16 protein-coding genes are annotated in these 20,766 nt (G+C 68.7%); 8 read left to right on the top strand and 8 right to left on the bottom strand.

Annotated features, from left to right (window positions below; all coding sequences use genetic code 11):
- Positions 1-17: 17 nt before the first annotated feature.
- Genes AC1DH3_RS11960 through AC1DH3_RS11950 form a run of 3 tightly spaced genes read left to right on the top strand, consistent with a single transcriptional unit; the run spans position 18 to position 3,646 of the window.
- Positions 18-1,385 carry an acetyl-CoA C-acetyltransferase gene (locus AC1DH3_RS11960; protein WP_476909399.1) on the top strand — a complete coding sequence of 456 codons (1,368 nt, stop codon included), beginning with the start codon at positions 18-20 and terminating at the stop codon, positions 1,383-1,385.
- A 9-nt stretch (positions 1,386-1,394) separates the two neighbouring features.
- Complete coding sequence (locus AC1DH3_RS11955; protein WP_476909398.1) at positions 1,395-2,735, top strand: 3-oxoacyl-ACP reductase; 1,341 nt, start codon at positions 1,395-1,397, stop codon at positions 2,733-2,735.
- Complete coding sequence (locus AC1DH3_RS11950; RefSeq protein WP_441418733.1) at positions 2,732-3,646, top strand: MaoC family dehydratase; 915 nt, start codon at positions 2,732-2,734, stop codon at positions 3,644-3,646. The genes AC1DH3_RS11955 and AC1DH3_RS11950 overlap by 4 nt, the downstream gene beginning before the upstream one ends.
- A gap of 92 nt (positions 3,647-3,738) precedes the next feature.
- Here the strand turns inward: AC1DH3_RS11950 and AC1DH3_RS11945 are convergent, their stop codons facing one another.
- The 5 genes from AC1DH3_RS11945 to AC1DH3_RS11925 form a co-directional block, all read right to left on the bottom strand.
- A complete protein-coding gene (locus AC1DH3_RS11945) occupies positions 3,739-4,926 on the bottom strand; it encodes an FUSC family protein (RefSeq protein WP_441418734.1) in 1,188 nt (395 codons plus the stop codon).
- 49 nt (positions 4,927-4,975) lie between these two features.
- Entirely contained in the window at positions 4,976-6,136 is a 1,161-nt protein-coding gene (locus AC1DH3_RS11940) for a serine hydrolase domain-containing protein (protein ID WP_476909397.1), read from the bottom strand.
- Between the two features lie 47 nt (positions 6,137-6,183).
- Positions 6,184-7,251: a glutathione S-transferase family protein gene (locus AC1DH3_RS11935; protein WP_476892549.1), complete on the bottom strand. Its 1,068-nt coding sequence runs from the start codon at positions 7,249-7,251 to the stop codon at positions 6,184-6,186.
- A gap of 99 nt (positions 7,252-7,350) precedes the next feature.
- Complete coding sequence (locus tag AC1DH3_RS11930; RefSeq protein WP_476892548.1) at positions 7,351-8,151, bottom strand: M50 family metallopeptidase; 801 nt, start codon at positions 8,149-8,151, stop codon at positions 7,351-7,353.
- A gap of 24 nt (positions 8,152-8,175) precedes the next feature.
- Entirely contained in the window at positions 8,176-8,529 is a 354-nt protein-coding gene (locus tag AC1DH3_RS11925; protein WP_441418738.1) for a TraR/DksA family transcriptional regulator, read from the bottom strand.
- Positions 8,530-8,707: 178 nt separating this feature from the next.
- On the opposite strand from AC1DH3_RS11925, the gene AC1DH3_RS11920 reads away from it, so the two are divergent.
- The 5 genes from AC1DH3_RS11920 to AC1DH3_RS11900 all read left to right on the top strand — a co-directional run bounded on the left by AC1DH3_RS11920 (position 8,708) and on the right by AC1DH3_RS11900 (position 17,965).
- On the top strand, positions 8,708-9,247 hold the full coding sequence (locus AC1DH3_RS11920) for a hemerythrin domain-containing protein (protein WP_476892547.1): 540 nt from the start codon (positions 8,708-8,710) through the stop codon (positions 9,245-9,247).
- Between the two features lie 7 nt (positions 9,248-9,254).
- Positions 9,255-11,426 (top strand): 4-alpha-glucanotransferase, encoded by a 2,172-nt coding sequence (gene malQ / locus AC1DH3_RS11915; protein ID WP_476892546.1) that lies wholly within the window; start codon positions 9,255-9,257, stop codon positions 11,424-11,426.
- 186 nt (positions 11,427-11,612) lie between these two features.
- On the top strand, positions 11,613-12,245 hold the full coding sequence (locus AC1DH3_RS11910; protein ID WP_441418741.1) for a GNAT family N-acetyltransferase: 633 nt from the start codon (positions 11,613-11,615) through the stop codon (positions 12,243-12,245).
- A 289-nt stretch (positions 12,246-12,534) separates the two neighbouring features.
- On the top strand, positions 12,535-15,264 hold the full coding sequence (locus AC1DH3_RS11905) for a helix-turn-helix transcriptional regulator (protein WP_476909396.1): 2,730 nt from the start codon (positions 12,535-12,537) through the stop codon (positions 15,262-15,264).
- Positions 15,265-15,337: 73 nt separating this feature from the next.
- The gene (locus tag AC1DH3_RS11900; protein WP_441418743.1) at positions 15,338-17,965 is read left to right on the top strand and encodes a helix-turn-helix transcriptional regulator; all 2,628 of its coding nucleotides are present in this window, start codon (positions 15,338-15,340) and stop codon (positions 17,963-17,965) included.
- Between the two features lie 113 nt (positions 17,966-18,078).
- Here AC1DH3_RS11900 and cysC read toward each other — a convergent pair whose 3' ends face one another.
- The 3 genes from cysC to AC1DH3_RS11885 form a co-directional block, all read right to left on the bottom strand.
- Positions 18,079-19,395 (bottom strand): adenylyl-sulfate kinase, encoded by a 1,317-nt coding sequence (cysC, locus tag AC1DH3_RS11895; protein WP_441418744.1) that lies wholly within the window; start codon positions 19,393-19,395, stop codon positions 18,079-18,081.
- Entirely contained in the window at positions 19,392-20,363 is a 972-nt protein-coding gene (locus tag AC1DH3_RS11890; protein ID WP_441418745.1) for a sulfite exporter TauE/SafE family protein, read from the bottom strand. The genes cysC and AC1DH3_RS11890 overlap by 4 nt, the downstream gene beginning before the upstream one ends.
- Positions 20,364-20,565: 202 nt before the next feature.
- Positions 20,566-20,766: hypothetical protein (locus AC1DH3_RS11885; RefSeq protein WP_476909395.1), on the bottom strand; the 201-nt coding region annotated here is incomplete at its 5' end.

Raw genomic sequence — 20,766 nt, 5'->3', positions numbered from 1 at the left:
ATCAAAGGAGAGAGCACATGCCTGAAAACGGAACATCCGCGACCGGACCGAAGGACACCACGCCGGGCGCAGGATCAGCCGCAGCGCCGCAACTCCGCAAAGCCGTTGTGGTCGGCGGCAACCGCATCCCGTTCGCCCGCACCGGCGGCGCCTACACCAAGTCCTCCAACCAGGACATGCTGACCGCCGCGCTGGACGGACTGATCGCACGTTTCGGCCTGCAGGACGAGCGGATCGGCGAGGTTGCCGCCGGCGCCGTGCTCAAGCACTCCCGCGACTTCAACCTCACCCGCGAAGCGGTACTCGGTTCCGCGCTCTCCGCCGAAACCCCCGCGTACGACCTGCAGCAGGCCTGCGCAACCGGCCTCGAAACCGTCCTGGGTCTCGCCAATAAGATCAAGCTGGGCCAGATCGACTCCGCCATCGCCGGCGGCGTCGACTCCGCCTCTGACGCGCCCATCGCCGTGAGCGAGGGCCTGCGTGAAATCCTGCTCGACCTGAACCGCGCCAAGACCCTGCCGCAGCGGCTGCAGGTGCTGAGCCGGCTCCGGCCGAAGGACCTGACCCCGGATGCCCCGAACACCGGGGAGCCCCGGACCGGGCTGTCCATGGGCGAGCACCAGGCGCTCACCACGGCGCAGTGGAAGATCACCCGCGAAGCCCAGGACGAGCTGGCGTACAACAGCCACCGCAACCTGGCCGCCGCTTACGACGCCGGCTTCTTCGATGAACTCCTGACCCCGTACCGCGGGCTCAGCAAGGACTCCAACCTGCGGCCCGACACCACGCTCGAAAAGCTCGCGGGTCTCAAGCCGGTCTTCGGCAAGAACCTGGGAGCCGAAGCAACGATGACAGCCGGCAACTCCACCCCGCTCACCGACGGCGCCTCCACCGTGCTGCTCGCCTCGGAGGAATGGGCCGACGCGCACGACCTGCCCAAGCTGGCCACGGTACTCGACGGCGAGGCGGCCGCCGTCGACTTCGTCCACGGCAAGGACGGCCTGCTGATGGCTCCCGCGTTCGCTGTCCCGCGGCTGCTGGCCCGCCACGGCCTGGGCTTCGAGGACATCGACTTCTTCGAAATCCACGAGGCCTTCGCCGGCACTGTGCTGAGCACCCTCGCCGCATGGGAGGACGAGGAATTCTGCCGCACCCGGCTCGGCCTCGACGGCGCCCTGGGCAGCGTCGACCGCGCCAAGCTCAACGTCAACGGTTCCTCGCTCGCCGCCGGGCACCCGTTCGCCGCGACCGGCGGCCGCATCGTCGCCTCGCTGGCGAAGATGCTGCATGACAAGGGACAGGTCGACGGCCGCCCGGCGCGCGGGCTCATCTCCATCTGCGCCGCCGGCGGCCAGGGCGTCGTCGCTATTCTCGAAGCACACTAGGGGGACCGGATGACTGACAAATACACCCAATTCGTGAGCCGGGGCCTGGGCAAGGACATTGCCAAGAAGCTCGGGCTGCCGCAGCCCGTGGTGCTCCGCCGCCACCGGCCGGGCCAGCCGCTGGTGCAGGGACCCGTCCTGGTCCAGGGAGCCGGCAGCGGGGCGGATGAACTCGCCGCTACGCTGTTGTCCTGGAACCTGGACGTCCGCCGCCACGCCGTGCCGCGCGAAAAACTCGGCGCGATCATCCTGGTGCTGGACGAGGCCGCGCGGCCCGAGGACCTTGAAAAGCCCGTGCTCAGCGCCGCGGCCTCGCTCCGGGACCTCGCCGCGAACGCGCGCGTGGTGACCGTTTCCCGCGCCGCCGCCGGGACCTCGGACCCGGCCACGGCGGCGGCCCGGCAGGGCGTGGACGGCCTGCTGCGCTCGCTCGCGAAGGAACTGCGCGCCGGCGCCACCGGCAACGGCATCCTGCTCGCCGACGGCGCACGGATCACGAGCCCCAGCGCCCTCGGGGCCCTCCGGTTCTTCCTCTCCGGCCGCTCCGCTTTCGTGGACGGCCAGTTCCTGACGGTCTCCTCCGAGGCCGGCCAGTTGCCTGCCGACGCCGAGAAGCCGCTGGCAGGGAAGGTCGCGGTCGTGACCGGAGCCGCCCGCGGGATCGGCGCGGCCATCGCCCGCACGCTGTACCGCGACGGCGCCACGGTCGTCGTCGTCGACATCCCGGCCGCTGGGGACCACCTGGCGAGGGTCGCCAACGAGGTGCACGGTACCGCCCTGCAGCTTGACATCAGCCGGGAAGACGCGGGGCAGCGCATCATCGACCACGCCGTGGAGCGCCACGGCGGCCTGGACATCCTGATCCACAACGCCGGCATCACCCGGGACAAGCTGCTCGCCAACATGGATCAGGGCCGCTGGAGCTCGGTGATTGCCGTGAACATCGCCGCGCAGCTGAGGATCAACGAGGCGCTGCTGGCCTCCGAGCACTTCCGGAACTCGCCGCGGATCGTCTCCGTCGCCTCCACCAGCGGCATCGCCGGCAACCGCGGTCAGACCAACTACGCAGCGTCCAAGGGCGGCGTGATGGGCATGGTCCGTGCCACGGCGCCGCTGCTCGCAGCACACGGCGGCTCCATCAACGCCGTCGCTCCCGGTTTCATCGAAACCGAAATGACGGCCCGGATCCCGTTCGCCACCCGCGAGGTGGCCCGCCGGCTCAATTCGCTGCAGCAGGGCGGCCAGCCAGGGGACGTGGCGGAGGCGATCGCCTTCCTCGCCAGCGACGCCGCAGGCGGCATTTCCGGCGAAGTGCTGCGTGTCTGCGGGCAGAACCTGGTGGGCGCATGAGTGGTACTCAGCCCGTCCTCCTGGGCGAGATGCCGTCGCTGTCCAAGCTGTACGTCAACGCTGCCGCCACCGCTGCGCGCCGGCGGGTGCTGGGAACGCACGCGGGCACGGAACTGCCCGGCTGCAGCCATGAGGTGCGCGGCGTGACGGCCGGGGTCGCCAACCTGACGGCCTACCAGCACCTGATCGGGGAGACCGCCAGCGACGTGCTGCCGGCCGGGTTCATCCATGCCCTGGCGTTCCCGCTGTCCATGTCCGTGATGAACCGGGACGACTTTCCGTTGCCGTTGTTGGGGATGATCCACCTCACCAACAAGGTGGTCCAGAGCGGTCCGGTGCTGTTCTCCGAAGCCCTGGACATCCGGGCCTGGGCGGAAAACCTGCGCGGCCACCGGGCCGGCACCCAGCTGGACCTTGTGGCTGAAGTGCGCGGGGCCGGAGAGGACTTCGTCCGTTGGCGCGGCGTGTCCACCTACCTCGCGAAGGGCGTGTTCCTCCCGGGCATCGACAAGCCGTCCGCGGCCGCCGCGCCCGATGGCTTCAGGGCCCCGAACCCGACGGCGCTCTGGCAGCTCGGCGTGGACACCGGGCGGGCGTACGCCTCCGTTTCCGGTGACTTCAACCCGATCCACCTCAGCGTGCTCAGCGCCAAGGCCCTCGGCATGCGGCGTTCCATCGCCCACGGCATGTACCTTGCCTCCAGGGCGCTGGCCGACGTCGGCGCGGCCAAGGGCGACGCCTTCAGCTGGGACGTGGCGTTCGAGGCGCCGGTGTTCCTGCCGGCCCGGGTCGCGCTGGACATCAGCACGGTGCAGGGCGACGACGGCGCGTGGTTGCGCTCCGACTACGTCGCCTGGAGCCCGCATTCGGGACGCAAGCACTTCAGCGGGTCGGTGGCGTCGCTGAAATAGCGCGCCACCGAACAACGACGGCGGCCGTCTCCGACTATTTCGGGGGCGGCCGCCGTCGTCGTTCTGGCGGGGAGCGCGGCTGTGCCGTTCGGCTAGCTGGTGCCGGCGGAGGAGGCGTCCGGTTCCCGGTGTCCGTCGCTGGACTTCGCGAAATCAGCGTTACCCGACTTCACTACCCGCAGCATCCGGTGCAGGCTCAGCAGGATTGACTCGACGGCGCTCGGGGCGCCGGCGGACTGGTCGTCGGCGGCGACTCGCGCGGTGAAGGCCTTGACCGCCGCGTCAGCCTCCTCGACGAGTTCGGCCTGCCGCTGCGGTTCCTCCTCCTCCGCAGCCCGGAGCACGTCGCCCGCCATGGTCATGGCTTCGGCGAGCGGCTCGGCATACCCGTCCGGAATCACGAAGGGGGTGTCCTTGGCCCAGATGACATCCGAGAGTACCTGGGTCACGTCCTGGATATGGAAGGTCAGCCGCTCCAGGTCACGCAGGTTGCGGTAGTCCTCCTCGACGTCCCGCGGGTGCAGCCGGCGGCGGGGATTGGCTTGCCGGCTTGCGTCGGCTTTCTGCACGGCAACGCGCACGGAGCGGGCGCGCCCCGCGAGCGCCTCTGAGCGGCGGGACCAGTCCTCGTGTTCCGGCGGCCAGTTCTCGCGGAGCGCCTTGCCCATATCCCAGAGCTGTTGGGCCAGGGCCAGCCGCAGCTCGGCCAGGCTGAGGGCGGCGGCTTTGAAGTGCAGCGGCGGGAAGACGAGCAGGTTCACCACGATGCCGACGCTGACGCCGACGCCCATTTGGAAGAGATAGCCGAACGAGAACTTGTCCGGGTTGTGGCCGCCGACCAGCAGCACCAGCAGCGCCGCCGTCGGGATCCAGTCGCTGCCGGAACCGATCTTCGGCAGGCCGGCGAGGATGACGCCGAGTCCCATCATGATCGCGACCGACAGCGGCGTCGGGTTTCCCAAGCTGAACAGCGCAAAGGCGAGCCCGATGCCGAGGGCCAGGCCCACCAGCGTCTGGACTCCCTGGCGCATGGAGCCGGAGACGTTTTCGTACATCGCGACCAGGGCGCCCAGGGGCGCGTAGTACGGGTAGTCAGCCGCGGATCCGGGCATGAACGGGGCGATGAAGAACGCGACGCCCGCCGCGATGGCCGCCTTGGTGGCCAGTTGCAGCCGGGGCCACAGCAGGGCGGCAGAGACGCTCCCGGCCACGGTGCGCGCGAGCCTGCGGGCCCAGGAGGGGTGGGTGCCGCCGTCGTCGTGTTCTTTTGCATTTGCCATCCCGGCTCACCCTAGGGCCGCGGCGTTGCTGCTACAACTGGACGAACCCTTACGGGGATGCCAGCGGGGTCGACGCGCAGGCCTTCCGCACCGCGGCCGAGAGTCGTTGGGCCCTTCCGTTGGTGCGTCCTTCCTCGCTGCGCCTGGGCACGTAGCCGAAGCCGATTCCGTAGCCGGGATCGGCGAAGCCCAGGGCCGCGTTGGCGCCCTCGTGGCCGAAAGCGAGGTGGCTGCCGAAGTCCCGCCCCGGGTGCGGCTTCATGAAGACCACGCCGAAGGCGTTGTCCTGTCCGGAGGAACGGTCAAGGCCCCACACCTGCTCCTCCGCCATCAGTCCGATGGTCCGGGGCGCCAGGAAGCCCGGACCGCCGTCGACTCCGGTGGTGGCTGCGGCGTAGAGCCGGGCGAGTCCTTCCGCGGAGCCTATCCCTCCGGCGCTGCTCATGCCGCCTGCGCGGATGACGCGGTGGTTGGGCAACTCCATGATGCCGCTGACCGGCGCGTTGCTGTTCAGTCCCGCCAGGCTGAGCGGGTCCAGCCAGCCATCGGGGTCCTCGGTGTACAACACCTCGCGGAAGCGCTCCTCCTCCTCGGCGGGCAGGCCCAGGAAGAAATCGATGTCGAAGGGACGGCGGAGGCGCTCGTCAAAGAGTTCCTGCAACGGGGCTCCGGCGACCCTCCTGCACAGTTCCTCCATCAGGATGCCGATGGTCAGCGCGTGATAGCCGAAGGTGCGTCCCGGGCGCCACAGCGGGGCGGCGGCGGCCAGACGGCGGGCGGCTTCCGGCGTGGGGAACTCCTCGAGCGCGAAGCCGCCGGCGATGCCCGGCAGGCCCGCCTGGTGCGAGAGTGCCTGGCGGACGGTGAGCCGGTCCTTGCCGTGCGCGGCGAACTCGGGCCAGTAGGACGCCACGGCCGCGTCCAGGTCCAGCAGCCCGTCCTGTACCAGCAGGGCGATGACGAAGGCTGCCGCCCCCTTGGAACACGAGTAGGTACCTGTGATGTCGCCCGGGCCCAGCCCGGGACCGCCGCTGAGCTCCAGTACCTTGACGCCGCCGCGGTACACCGCTAACTGGGCACTGTACTCAGGATCCTCTGCCAGGAATGTGTCGAAGAGTTCACGGACGGTCGCAAACGCCGGGGCGGCGGTCCCGACGGACAGCTGGGGTCCGGCCGCCGGTCCGGAGTGTGGCTGGGTGGAAAGTTCCATTGCCCCACCCTAGCGCCGCCGTCTGCACCGCCCGCCGCGGCCGGTGCCTAGCCCGCGCCGTGTCCGGCGGTAACCTCTTCGCCGGCCCGGACGGGACCCGGCGGCGTGCCGTTGCCGAAGGGGCGGCCGCCGAGGGCCTCGCGGCCGTGCTCCGAGAGCCAGTTGCCCAGTTCCGGACCCTTCGGGACGATCCCGGTGGGGTTGATGTCCTCGTGGACGATGTAATAGTGCTGCTTGATCTGCACGAAGTCGGTCGTATCACCGAAGCCGGGGGTCTGGAACAGGTCCCGGGCGTAGGCCCACAGCGCCGGCATTTCGCTGAGCTTCTGGCGATTGCACTTGAAGTGCCCGTGGTAGACGGCGTCGAAGCGTGCCAGCGTGGTGAACAGCCGGACGTCCGCCTCGGTGATCGTGTCGCCCACCAGGTACCGCTGCCCGGTGAGCCGTTCTTCCAGCCAGTCCAGCGCCGTCCAAAGCCGGTCGTAGGCCGCGTCGTAGGCGTCCTGGGAGCCGGCAAAACCGCAGCGGTAGACGCCGTTGTTGACCTCGGTGAAGACCCGCTTGTTGACGGCGTCGATCTCCTCCCGGAGGGCTTCGGGGTAAAGATCCGGGGCGCCGTCGCGGTGGAATTCCGTCCACTCGGTGGAGAAGTCCAGGGTGATCTGCGGGAAGTTGTTGGTGACCACTGCGCCGCTGGGCACATCGACGATCGCCGGGACCGTGATGCCGCGGGGATAGTCCGGGAAACGGCGGAAGTAGGCCTCCTGGATCCGCTCAATGCCCAGGACCGGGTCCTTGCCGCCGGGATCCAGATCGAAGGTCCAGGAGCGTGCATCGTGGGTGGGGCCTGGCTGGCCGAGAGAGATCACGTCTTCGAGGCCGAGGAGGCGCCGCACGATCACGGTCCGGTTCGCCCACGGGCAGGCGCGCGCCGCGACCAGCCGGTAACGGCCGGGTTCGACGGGCCAGCCGGGCTCCCCGTTGGCCCCGGGCGCGCCGTCGCGGGTGACCCGGTCCTCGATGTAGTTGGTGTCCCGGTTGAACTCCGCACCGCCGGTGACATAGGCGCCCCGCGTGCTGAAGGCCTGGTCCGATTTCGTGGTTGTCTCACTCATGCTCCCAGCCTATGCGCAGCAGGCCAGCCGGACGCACCTGACCAGCCGCACCGGCCCCGGTCAGCCCAGCCGGGCAGCCCAGCAGATCAGCCCAGCAGATCAGCCCAGCCGGGCAGCCTGGGCCACGAGGCCGAACTGGCCGGCGACGACCGGCGCCATCGGCTGCCATGCCACCCACCAGGCCGCCGCCACCACGACGCCGAACAGCCCGATCCAGACAAACGCCGGCAAGGGCGTGGAGCGGGCAAGCAGGTACGCGTCCGACGTCGACAGCCGGTTCCGGTGCCGCGAATGCACCGCCACCAGCTTGCCCAGGTCCCGGACGGCAGCCACCAGCAGTGCCAGCCCCAGGCCGATCATCACGTGGCCAATAAACACCGCGGGGACAACGAGGACCAGCAGCACTGCGGCGAGGACCGCCGCGGCCGTGATCAGTACACCGACGCCGTTGCGCAGGAAGAGGAAGGAAAGCAGCAACACGAGGGTGCCGACCGACATCGCCGCCGGCCCCCAGCCGTTGAAGCCTGACCAAACCATCGCGGCGCCGACGACGGCGGGGACCGGATAGCCCCAGAATGTCGACCAGGCGGCGGCCAAGGGCCGGCGGCTGTAGCTCGTGGTCGTGCCGGAATGGTCCAGGCTCAGCCTGATGCCGCCAAGCCGCTGGCCGGTCATGAGTGCGGCGAAGGCATGGCCCAGCTCGTGCGTCACGGTGGCGAGCAGCCCAAAGTACCGCCAGCTGGCGCGCGGCAGGGAGAGTGCGACGGCGACGGCGACCACCAGCAGGAGTTCGGTTCCGGTCACCACCGGTGCGGGCGCGTGGCTGAACCCGTCCACAATGCGGTGCCACCACGTTCCGGCCAGGTCGTCGGTGGCGAGGGCAGTTGACTCAATGCTCATGGGGGGACTGTTACGCCTTCGCTGTTATGCCGGGCCGGCGCTGTGCCGGATGCAGTAGGGCGTCCACGGCCTGGCCTCAAGCCGGCCCTCGGCAATCGGGCCGCCGCACACCTCGCAGATGCCGTAGCTACCTGCGTCGATCCGGACCAGCGCAGCTTCAATCTGTGCGAGCCCGGCCCTGCTTTGTTCCAGCAGCGCGGAGGCCTGGGAGAGTTCGAAAGCGATCGTCGCCCCCTCCGGATCGTGTTCGTCGTCGACGTTGGAATCCTGCCGGGCGGCATTCACCGACGTGATGTCCCTGCGCAGGGCGGGCAACAGGGCAAGCTTCCGCTCGCGCTCCTGGCTGAGGAGGATCCGGAACCGTTCGACGTCGATCATAGGGTGCAAGGCTAGCGCGGCCGGCCGGGAAGCGTCGAAACCGCCCCAAAACGCCCCGACCCTGCCGGCAGGTCCGGGCGGCATGCGGGGCCGAAAGGCCTGTTCGCGGGAACCGGGCCGGCCGTACAGTTGGATCAGATTCAGCAGGACCCGAGTTCCGCCCAGCCAGGGAGACGCCATGGACACGCCGGTTCCCAAGAAACCCGAGGAAGAAGCCGAGGCGCTCGCAGCCGTGGAGACGCACCATGCGGGGATGCTCAAACGGCTCGAGGCGCTGATTGCCGCCCTGACCCATGCGGTGAAGTCCCGCGACACCGGAGCCGAGCACGAGGCCCACGAGGTGCTGGTCGAATGGTGCGAGACCGAACTGGTCCCGCATGCGCTTGCCGAGGAGGGCCCGCTGTACGGCGGACCGGGGGCTATGCCGGAGGGACGGCTGCTGGTGGCAGGGATGCTCGCCGAACACAAGGCGATAGTCGGCCTCGTGGAGCGCCTCCGCGCCGCCCAGGGAGTGGACGCCGCCGTCGCCGCCGGCACGATCGGACAGGTCTTCGCCCTGCACCTGGAGAAAGAAAACCGGCTGCTGATGCCGTTCATTGTCGAATCGCCCGGTCTCAGCCTCGCCGCCTCCGTCGCCGGCCTGCACGAGCTGGTGGGGGAGGCCCACATCCATGCCGCCCACGGTGCCGAACCGCCGGCGCGCCCGGACAACGGCTGACGCGCCCATGAGGGACGGCACGGAACCGGCTGACCACCACCCCGCCACGGCAGACGACGCCGACGCGCTGCTGCGCGAACTGGCAGCGGCCCACGGGGTGGGAACCTCCTATTGGGGCTGGGACGGGGTGGAGCGCTCCGTTGCCGCGGACACCCTTCGCCGGGTCCTCACCGCCCTGGGCGTTGCCTCCGCCGGTCCGGGGGAGATCAAGCGATCGCTGGAGGCAGCCGAGCTGGCCCCCTGGCGCCGGTTCTTGCCGCCGGTCGTGGTGGCGCGGGAGGGAGCAGCGGCATCCTTCGATGTCCACGTCCCGCACGGGACCGACGTCAATGTCCGGGTCGTCGCCGAGGATGGCGCCCGGCACGAGGTCCGGCAGCTGGAGAACTGGGAGGAGCCAAAAGAGGTCGACGGCGTCCTGACCGGGCGCGCGAGTTTCGCCATCCCGGAGGGGCTGGCGATCGGCTGGCACACCATCCAGGCGGACGCGGCCGGCACCGCGGCGGAGTGCCCGCTGGTGGTCACTCCGGGGCGGCTGCGGACCACTGCAGCCCTGGCGGCACGCCGCAACTGGGGACTCACGGCCCAGCTCTACTCCGTGCGATCAGCGCGTTCCTGGGGGATCGGCGACTTCGCGGACCTGGCCGATCTGGCCGCCGTTGCCGGGGCGGAAGGGGCGGGGTTCATCCTGGTCAACCCGCTGCACGCCGCGGAGCCCCGGCCGCCGGTGGAGGACTCGCCGTACCTGCCGGCCACCCGGCGCTTCTTCAACCCGCTGTACATCCGGGTGGAGGATATCCCGGAATACGCCTACTTGGAGCCCGGTGCGCTGGCCGAGGCGGACAGCCTCGCTACCCGCCTGCGGGCCGCCAACCGGGAGGCGTCCCTGCTGGACCGCAACTCCAGCTACGAGGCAAAGCTGGCGGTGCTTGAGCGGGTGTTCCGCGTCCGGCGGGGACCCTTCCGTTCACGCCGGTTCAGCGACTTCTGCCGGGACCAGGGCCAGGGGCTCGACGACTTCGCGCTGTGGTGCGCCCTGGCAGAGAGCCTCGACCCCTCGGCGCCCGAGTGGGCGGACGCCGCTGCCTCCCCGGACACCGGGTACTGCGCCGCCCAACGGACCGCGCTCGCGGACCGGATCGAATTCCACCGCTGGCTGCAGTGGATTTGCGACCAGCAACTGGAATCGGCGCAGGACGCCGCGCGGCGGGCCGGCATGGACATCGGCGTCGTGCATGATCTTGCGGTCGGGGTGAAGCTCGGCGGCGCCGACGCCTGGACCCTGTCCGGCGTCCTCGCGCACGGCGTGACGGTTGGCGCGCCTCCGGACATGTTCAACCAGCAGGGCCAGAACTGGACCCAGCCGCCGTGGCACCCGGGGCGGCTCGCCGAGGCCGGCTACGCCCCCTACCGGGACATGCTGCGGACCGTGCTGCGCCACGCCGGCGGGATCCGGGTTGACCATGTCCTGGGCCTGTTCCGCCTCTGGTGGATCCCGGAGGGCGCCGGGCCGGGCGGGGGCACGTACGTGTACTACGACCACGAAGCGCTGATCGGCATCCTGGCCCTCGAGGCCCAACGCGCGGGGGCAGTGGTGATCGGCGAGGACCTCGGCGTTTTCGAACCCTGGGTCCGGGACTACCTGGCCGAACGGGGCATCCTCGGCACCTCGATCCTGTGGTTCGAGCACGACGGCGACGGGCCGCTGGCGCCGGAACGCTACCGGCAGCAGTGCCTCACCAGTGTCAACACGCACGACCTGCCTCCTACCGCAGGCTACCTGGCCGGCGCGCACGTGACGCTCCGCGAGTCGCTCGGGCTGCTGCGGCGCCCGGTCGCGGAAGAACGCGCCGCCGACGCCGCAGAGCAGGAAGCCGTGCTGGAGCTCGTCCGGGAGCGCGGGCTGCTGCCGGCAGCGGCGGAGGCCGGGGAGCAGGCCACGGTGGAGGCGCTGTACGCGTTCACCGCCCTCACGCCGTCGTCGTTGCTCGGTGTGGCGCTGGTCGACGCCGTGGGGGAGACCCGCACGCAGAACCAGCCCGGCACCAGCACGGAGTACCCCAACTGGCGGATACCACTGGCCGGGCCGGAAGGCGTCGTGCTGATCGAGGAACTGCCTCAGGACGCAAGGTTCCGTTCGCTCCTCGGCACGGTCCAGCAGGCCCTCCACCCCCGCGGATAAGTCGTTCGTGGCCGGCCGGCAGCTGGCTGAACCGGCTGCGGATGGGCTGCCGCACAGCCGCGGCCAGCGTGTCGTTGCGGACTGCGGCATCGGGGTGATAATTTCTCTTGCCGCCGAAAATTTGCGGACACATACGGCTTCCGCCGACCCACTCCCCACGCTTCACCGCGCACCAGAAAGGCCGCAATGGCGCTGCTCCTTCCCGACACCCTGCCGACCCTTCAGACGGCCACCGGCAGGTTCGTCCTGGCACCATTCACACCGCTCGACGTCGAGCCGCTGGCGCGCCTTCTGGCCCGCGACGAGATCTGGTCCCAAGGCTTTAGTGACAGTGAGGCCCGGCCCGCGGGTGAGGCCGAATTGTCGGCGTTCGTGGACCGCCGTTTCGCGGGGCTGCAGGTGTTTTCGGTGTACCAGCAGCTCCCGCTGGGACAGTCCCGTTTCGTCGGAACCACCGGCATCACCGAACACGACGAGAGGACGGAGCGCGTGAAGATCGGCCGGACCGTGCTGGACCCGGACCTCTGGGGAGCGAAGGTGAACCACGAGGTGAAGATCACCCTGCTCGACTGGTTGTTCTCCTGCGGGGCTGGACGGGTTGAATGCGACGTGGACAGCCGCAATCAGCGGTCGCTGGCCTCGCTGGCCCGGTTCGGCTTCACTGCCGAAGGCACCCGGCGCCGGTCCTCCCGCAACGCCGACGGCGTCTGGCGCGACTTCGTCATCCTGTCGCTGCTGACCGAGGAGTGGCCGGAGCTGCGTCCCCGCGCGCTGGCTTCCCTGTCCGGGCAGAGGCCCGCCGGGCTGCTCGCCGTCTAGGTCCGGGCCGGGGGACGCTCGCTTTGCTCACGGCTCCGGCGAGATTCTGGAGCACCATGTCCGGCACCTCCTCCCCGCGCGCCAGAGATAGAGGCGTGACGGTACTTGCGGCGTCGCCGAAGGGCGGTCACGAGACGGGTAGGTAGTAGATCCAAGAGGTTGAGTACCGTTGCCGTCCGCCATCAGGACCGGGGCAGGTAAATCGAGTACACGTTACTCGTGTACCTGCGCAGCGCCGTTCGTAGGTTGGGGCTACTGGGTCTCCAACTGAATACGAAGGTCTCGCCTCATGTTCGATTCAAATGCTGCCGTCTTAATTTCTGTTGCCGCAGGCAACCCTAAAAATCGTGATTCCGATGCCCCGGACGGGGTTAAACAGATTTCCCGTCCCGCATGGTGCCGGCAGGACCTGGTCGAGGACATCCTGGGCTCCCTGACCGGCCGCGGCTCACCCGGCGGCTCCTGCGGCGCGGTGGTAGTCGGGGCGCCGGGAGTGGGCAAGACCTTTCTGGCCCGCCAGGCGCTGGAGCGGCTGGACGACAGTTACCTTGTGGTGCAAGTAAATGGCAGTTCCACCTCGGCGTCGACGCCCTATGGCGCCTTGGGATCGCTGCTCAACGACCTCGACGAAGGATGCGCTGAACATCCGCTAAAGGTGGTGGCCGGACTTGCCCAGTTGCTGCGGGACCGGGCAAAGGGGCGCAACATCGTGCTGTTTGTGGACAACACCGAAGGCCTGGACGAGCTCGCCGCGCTCGTCATCAACCGACTGACCGTCCATGGAACCGTTCGCCTGCTGGCCACGGGAGAGGATCTGCTGGCGGCTCCGGGCGACTTGGTGTCGCTGTGGAAGGACAGGCTCATCGGTCGGACAGACGTGGGCGCTTTCAGCCTCGCCGAGGCAAGCCAGTGGCTGCGCAGCTTCTTCGCCGCCGAGGTCTCAACTGCCGCAGCAGTGGCTTTCTGGAGAGCCAGCCGCGGCAATCCGCGGGTGCTCGAACTGATCCTGCGCGATCAGATTGACGCCGGCACCTTCATTGAGGACGCCGGCGTCTGGGTGCTGACCAACCGCACATTCGTGTACGGCGCATGCTCCCGGGACGCCGTCAGCGCCTGGGCCAACCCGGAGTCCGCGGCCGAGCAACAGGTCCTTGAGCTGCTGGCGCTCAGCGGCGGAATGCCATTGAACACCCTCCTGCGCCTGTGCAGCGCCGAAGCCCTCGACTCCCTCACCCGGCGGGGCTGCCTCGACCTGGCAACCGACCGGCGGCCCCTTGTCCGACTCTCGAACCCGTTGGCGGAGCGCGCGATCCGCCAACGCGTCCCCCACGGCCGCAGCCGGACGCTGCGACGGCTCGCTGCACAGACCCAACGAGCAACTGACAGGTCGGCCACGGAAACCCTGGAGCTGGCCCGGTGGGCCCTCGACTGTGGGGAGGCCTTGTCCCCTCAGGAGGCCAGGCATGCTGCCCGGCTGGCCAATCTCGCAGGTCAGCCGCAGCAGGCCCTGAGGTTCGTGGAGCTCCTGGCTCCGAAGGAACGCGGCACCGCTTTGGCCCAACAGGGCCGGGCGTACGCAGCCTTGGGGGACCCCGCAAAGGCCGAACAGCTCTTGTCGCCGGATGCCCTTGACGCCATGGACCTTGCGCTGGGCTGTTGGGTTGAGGCGATGCTGGTGCGCAGTTCCGTCCTCGCATCCCGTTTAGGCCGCGGACCGGAAGCCCGCGCCGCGTTGGACCGGGTGGAAGCCAGACTGAACGGAGCCGCTGCCGCCTCTGTCCAGGACGCGGCCGGTATCGCCGCGCTGCGGGAGGACGTCGCCCTGGCCAGGGCCGAACTGGACCTCGGCGAGGGCAGATACCGGCAGGCGACGGATGCGCTGAGCCGGCTCTATCCCGCATGCGCGACCCAAGGCAATAAGGTGCATGCTGCCACGCTCCTATGGCAAGCCTGGACGATTGTGGGACGCCATGCGGAGGCCCGGGCCCTTGTCCACGACATGCAGATGCGTTTCACCGCGGAGGAGCTGGCGGCGGTCAATGCCAGGTCAGCGGAGCAGGCACTGTTAAGCGTCTTCCTCGGGACGGCCTCAGATCCCCAGCTTTGCCATAGCCCCGATGCGGGACGGTTCGGCGACGGGATCGCCGCCGTCGCCGCCGTCGCATTGGACCAACTCGCCCAGGGGGCTCTTGACGCGTACTGCGGCCGGGCGGAGCGTGCGCTGGAAAGGCTGTTGCCGGCACATAGTCAGCTGGGGCAGCTGGATACGTCCGGAGCGCAGGCTTTGGCCAGTGCCACGATCGCCTACTGCTACGCCTTGCTCAGGGAAAACGACAAAGCCCTCCAGTATCTGCGCTCTGTGGAGCTGGACGGACGTTGCCCCTCTCAGCTCTCCTTGAGCGTGCGTTCGCTGTTTCAGGTGCTCGCCTCTGCCGAGCTGGCGTCTAAAGAAAAGGCCGGCGTGCGACTGCTGGAACGCGCCGAGGAGGAACGCCGACGCGGCGCGAAACTCCCTGAACTGCTCTTCCTCTGCGCTGCCGTGCGCCAAGGCTGCCGGGGCGCTGCCCCCCGGCTGGTCGCGGCGTCAGCTGCCGTCCACGGTCAGTTCGCGGACGTCACTCACCTGTTCGGAACGGGCATTGTGGAACAGGACAGCGCCGTGCTGCTGGAGGCCGCTGAGGCCGCCGCCCGGATAGGTGATGACCTGTTCGCCAGGGACGCCGCCAGGGAGGCCCAGAAGGTTGCCGACGCGGCGGGGGACCGGGCCGCGGCCAGGGCAGCCAGACACCGGATCAGCAGCAGTGTCCAGAAAATGGGCGTCCTGCCGGCGGAGGAGGACGGACCGACGCTCACAGCGCGCGAACAGGAGGTAGCCCAGCGGGCGGCCGCGGGTGAGAGCAACAAGGCCATCGCCGCGAAAATGTGCATTTCCGTGCGGACGGTGGAGGGCCATCTTTACCAGATCTACGGAAAGCTTCAGGTCTCCAGCCGTGCCGACCTGAAGATGACCTTTGCCTAGGGGGCCGGCGGACATGGACAACGACGACTTTCCCCGCGCCCTGGTGGGCTGCTCCGACCTGGTAGCTTCAATCGTGGCCGCGCTGCAGGACCCTGACCGGGTAGGAGTCCTGCTGGCGGGGGACGCCGGCTTGGGAAAGAGTGCGTTGGCCGGGGCGGTGCTCCGGCAGCTCGGCGCGGCGGTCAAGCCCTTTTGGATCTTTCCCGCAGCGGCGATGACGAAGCTCCCTTTCGGCGCGCTGGCTCCATACCTGGGCTCATACCCCTTGCCGGAGTCCGAACCGTGGCCGTCAGTGCCCCGCCGCATGGAGAAGGTGCTTAGCCGGCGGCTCGAAACCGGGGAACCCACAGCGCTTGTGATCGTGGAAGACGCCGGGAACCTGGATGCAGACAGTTCCAGGGTGCTGGCGCAACTGGCCTTGATGGGCCTGGTAAAGCTGCTGGTGCTCTCCAGACCAAAGCCGGGACCGACGGCAGCTTTTGTTTCCCTCTGGAACGAGGGGCTGCTGCGGCGCTTTGACCTGTCCCCGCTCACCGATGCGCAGGCCCGCGAGCTCTGTAGCCAGATGCTGGGTGGTGAGGTTATCAACAGCGCCAGTACCGCTTTATGCAGGATTGCAGGCGGAAACCCCCTGCTTCTGCTCGCGCTGATCCGCCAGGCCCAGCGCACCGGTGAACTGGTGCTGCGTAACCACGTCTGGATGCTGAAGAACTTTCATCTGCGCGTCGATCAGCAATTGAGGGATCTGGTCCGGGAACAGCTCGCCTGCAGGTCTGCGGCCGAGACGGAGATCCTTGAGACGGTCGCGCTCGCGGAGCCTCTGCCCCTGGCCTGGCTGCACCGGCTCGCCAGTGATTCGGACGTTGACACCCTGATAGAGGACCGGCTCATCACCATTGCCCGGGGGCCGCAAAGGTTGGTGCGGTCGGCCTCCCCGCTGCTGGGAAAGGTGGTGCGCGCCCTTGTTCCTCCGGCCCGCAGCATGATGATCCGCTCGCGCGTGCTCGATGTTGTGGACGGCACGATGCCGGAGGAGATGCAGACGCGGTTGGTCTGCTGGTCCCTGGACTGCGGAGCCGAGGTTCCCGACGAGCAGCTGTTGGGTGCAGCCGCCAGCGCCAACCGGCATTTCGAGCCGATGGTAGCGCTGCAAACGGCCGGAGCGATCGATGGCGAAGTGTTCCGGGCGGCAGCGAAAGTCCAAATGGCAGACGCCCATTTCCATCTTGGTGATCTTCCGCGCGCGGCGGCGCTGCTGCAGGACTGCGTCGACTCCGCCGCGGACCACGCGACGGCGGGGGCAGCATCCATCCTCGCCGCCCGCGTGCATCTCGGCATGGGCGGGCAGACCCTGGAACTGAGGAAGATCGCCGCCTCCTGGCGCGCGTCGGAGCAGCGTCTGGGAGCAGGGAGCCTGACGCCCGGACCGGCCGAGTCAGCCGGTAGCCGGCTGCTGATTCTGCATGCGCTCCACTTGGAGGGACGTTACGCCGAGATCGAGGATGAGCTGGCCGAACGGCTGGCCGACACCGGATCAGATCCGATTACCCGCGCCAAGATTCTCTATCTCTGGGCTGAATTGCTGGCCGCCACCGGTCGGCCGGACAGTGCCTTCCGGGCGAGCGGCGAAATCCTGCAGCTGCTGGGGGGAAGTTCCACGGCGCAGTTCCGGGCGTATGAGCTGGCACGCTTCAAGCATTCGCTGGCACTGGTTCGCCTGGGACGATGGAACCTGGTCGCCATGCCCCCTACGGAGGCCCCCTGGCACGGATTCCGCAGCGGGTTGCACTTCAGCGGGGGACAGTCCTTGGTGGAAGGGCTGGCGGCGCTAAGAAAGGGCGACATGGTGACCGCATTGGGCAGGCTTTCGGTCGCCATTGAGGCCTTCTTTGAATCAGACTTCGACCACCTCCTGCCGTATGCCTTGGGTTTGGCGGCCTATGCAGCTTCCCTGCTCGGGCAAAACGACGTGGTGGACCGCTACTGCGAGGCTTTCAACCGCGTCCCGTATCGAGGGTCCGCACACTTCCAGCTGATGGGGCAGGCCCACGTCGCGGCAGCGCGGGCGGGTCTGCATGGAGCAGCTAACGGCGTCCGGGAGCTGTCAGTGCTGGCTGATCGGGCCCGAGGCATGGGACTGCTCGCGGCGGAGCGGGATGCCCGAGAACTGGCGCTCCGGCTCGGCGACAGCGGCCACTTGCCGCGGCTGGTGGAACTGACGGATCACGGCGAAGGCCCGGAGGCCGAGTGCCTCAATGCCTACGCGCGGGCCCTTCTTCAGCGTGACGCTGAGCAGCTGATCGCGGCCAGCGAAAGGGCACAGGAACTGCGGTACCACCTGCTGGCGGCGGAATGCCTTGGCAAGGCCGTCTGGTTCCTGAACGGCAGCGGGGACCGCAAGCGCGTTCGCGCCGTGGCCCAGTTGCTTCAGCTCAGGCGCAGGGAGCTGGCGGGAATCAGCACCCTGTCCTTGTTCGGCACCGATGACGCCACCTCCCTGACGCCCAGGGAACGCGAAGTAGTCACGATGGTGATCAACGGCAACAGCAACCGCGAAATTGCCCAGCTCGCCTCACTGTCGGTCCGCACTGTTGAAGGACACCTCTACCGGATCTTCAGCAAGCTCGGCATCAACCGCCGCGAAGACCTGACGAGTTGTGACTTGATGGCTGTGCGAAGCGACGCGCTCAGCCCCCGCTGAGGACCGGGGAGAACAGGAACGATGGTTGGGCTACTGACCTGCCTCCATGACCAGGCCAACAGGAATGTCCTGGCTTACGGCAGATTTCCTCGCTCAACCGCCACGCGCCGTCTTCACTGGCTGAGTTCCACCAGTTCCCTGGCCCCGACGCCCATCGCTGCCAAAATCACATCGACCGCCTCGTCCACCGAGGTGGTGCCGGTATCAAGCACCAGATCGGCGTCGAGCGGCGGTTCATACGGAGAGCCGATCCCGGTGAAGTCCGGTATGTCACCGGCCCGGGCCCGTGCGTACAGTCCCTTTCGGTCCCGCGCTTCGCATACCTCCAGCGACGTGGCCACGTGCACCAAGACAAACGAGCCGACAGTCTCGGCCATCGCCCGGACCTCCTGACGGGTCGACTCGAACGGCGCGATCGGAGCGCAGACGGCAACTCCGCCGGACTTGGAAACCAGGGAGGCGACCCACCCGAGCCGGCGGACGTTGAGATCCCGGTCCTGCCGGCTGAAGCCAAGACCCGAAGACAGGAGCCTGCGCACGTCGTCGCCGTCCAGCAGCGTGACGGGGCGGGAGTCTGCCCGCTGCAGCCGTTCCGCCAGTGCGCGGGCGATTGTAGATTTCCCGGAACCGGACAGGCCCGTCAGGAAAACGACAGCACCCAGCGGTGGGGTGCCTGCTGCCAGCGGTTCGGGAGCGGCGGCGGCACGCCGCCTCGGCGCTGCACTGGCCGCGGCCCCCGCATCGGAGGTGTAGTTGAGCAGGATGGAGGCGCCCAGCCGGAGCAGCACGTAGTCGCGCAGGGTCCGGTCCCGGGCGCCGGACGCACCCTCGAACGCGGGCAGGACCAGCAGTCCGGTCCGGGCTCCAACCAGCTGCTCCGTGCAGCGTTCAAGGACGGAAAGCAGTTCCAAGACCGTATAGTTTCCGTGCTCCTGGCAGCCGGCAACCGCGACAAGCCACAACCTGGCGTGATGGCGGATTGCCATACCCATCGCTTCGGCGAGCTGGGCAGGCTCCGGCAGCCGGTCGAACGCCGCCACCAGGCTCGGATCCGTGTCCTGTCCCGGTCCGGTGAGGGGCCGCGTCAGACGCAGCCGGCGCATGGGCGGGTGCTCGGCGGGCTGAAGGGCTTCCAGCCGGCCGGCAAGGTGCATGGTGCCGTTTCCCGCGCCCTGGCCGGCGGATACGGTCAATCTAGCCAGCGGTGTGCCATCCGGATCCGTGATCAGCAGGGCGCTGCAGTCCACCGCCTGTTGGCCGACGGCGGCGGGCACCGAGAGCGTAAACGGCCAGGGCCATTCCGGTGGAACGTTGGAGGGCAGAGCATAGCCGTCCGCCGGGCCGTACAGGCCGCCCAGCAGGAGTTCCAGCTCATCGAGCCGGGCGCCGGTCAGAACGTGTGATGGTTCAGAACCGAAGAGCAAGCTCACAGTGTCCCCCTGATTCCGCTCGTTGAGTTTAACAAGGCGGCTGCCTCGCGCCGACGTCGGCTCTCCACGGTGGCCAGCGCCGGGAAACCCTTCTGCCGGCGCAGATACATCCATGCCAGGGGCGCCACCAGCAAGGCGGCCACCAGAATCCCTGCTGTTACCGGGTCCGGGACGGAGAGCATCTTTAGCGCCGAGGCCAGCAGCACAAAGGCCAACGCCCGGCGCACGAAGCCGCCCGAGAGACGGGAGGACAGCATGGCCCCGAGGTAGACGCCGGGGATGCTGCCCAACACTAAGGGCAGGGTCAAGCCGAGGTTCAGATCGCCGAAGAGCGTGTGCCCCACGGCCGCAGCGAAGACCAGGGGAACGGCCTGTAAGAGATCGGTGCCGACCAGCTGGTTGGCCTTGAGCCCTGGGTAGATGAGCATGAGCCCGATGATGATCAAGGATCCGCTTCCGACGGACGTCATGCCCACCACAATGCCGCCCAGAATGCCCAAAAGGACGGTGGGCAGAACCCGGACCGCCACCTGCGGCCGCTCTGTAGGCAGCTCGGCTCCGCGCCCGTCCGCGCTGCGTGCGCGCTCGGCAAGCCGGAGGTAGGCCCGCACCACCAACAGGATGGCGCTCAAGAGCAGAGCGAAGCCGAGCGCCGTTTTGACCATCTGCTGGACGTCCTCGCCGGGGCCCAGCCATTTGAGGACCAGCACGCCGCAGAAGGCTGAAGGCACCGAACCCACCGCCAACCACTTAACCACGTCCAAGTTCACCGTCCGGCGCCGCAGGTGTACCAGGGAGCCCACCGGCTTCATGACGGCGCTGGCGACGAGGTCGCTGGAGACCGCGGCGAGCGGGGGAACGCCAAAGAACAGCACCAGTGCGGGGGTCATCAGGGCGCCGCCGCCCATACCTGTCAATCCAACGACGATGGCTACACCGAAAGCGGTCAACGCCAAGTTCAGGTCCATGGCCCAGATCCTGCCACCGAGGACGCACCGGACAAACAGGTAGTTCGGTGCCTCCGAGAGTAGTCACCGGGGCCGGGCAGACAGTGTAACCAGGTCCGATGCCGCGTGGTCAGGCGCGAAGCGCCCCCGCCGCAACCCCGCCGCAGTCCTGACGGACGGCCGATCGACGGGCAAGGCCGCCGCCGGCACGGCATTCACTCCGCTAGCCGCTGGTGGTGGTTGTTGCGGTGAGGTCGAAGCTGATGTCTTTGGTTGCGTGGTAGTTCAGGTGGGTTTCGGCGGCGATGGTGTTGGTTCCGTTGACCAGCAGGGAGAGTGGGACGTTGAAGGTGACCGGGGCGGCGTTGGCGTTGGAGGTGGGGATTGCTGCGGTGGCGTAGGTGTTGATGGTGACAGTGCCGGT

This window comes from Arthrobacter sp. 05L428 (assembly GCF_056397665.1).
This window is presented reverse-complemented; position numbering and strand designations above follow the sequence as displayed.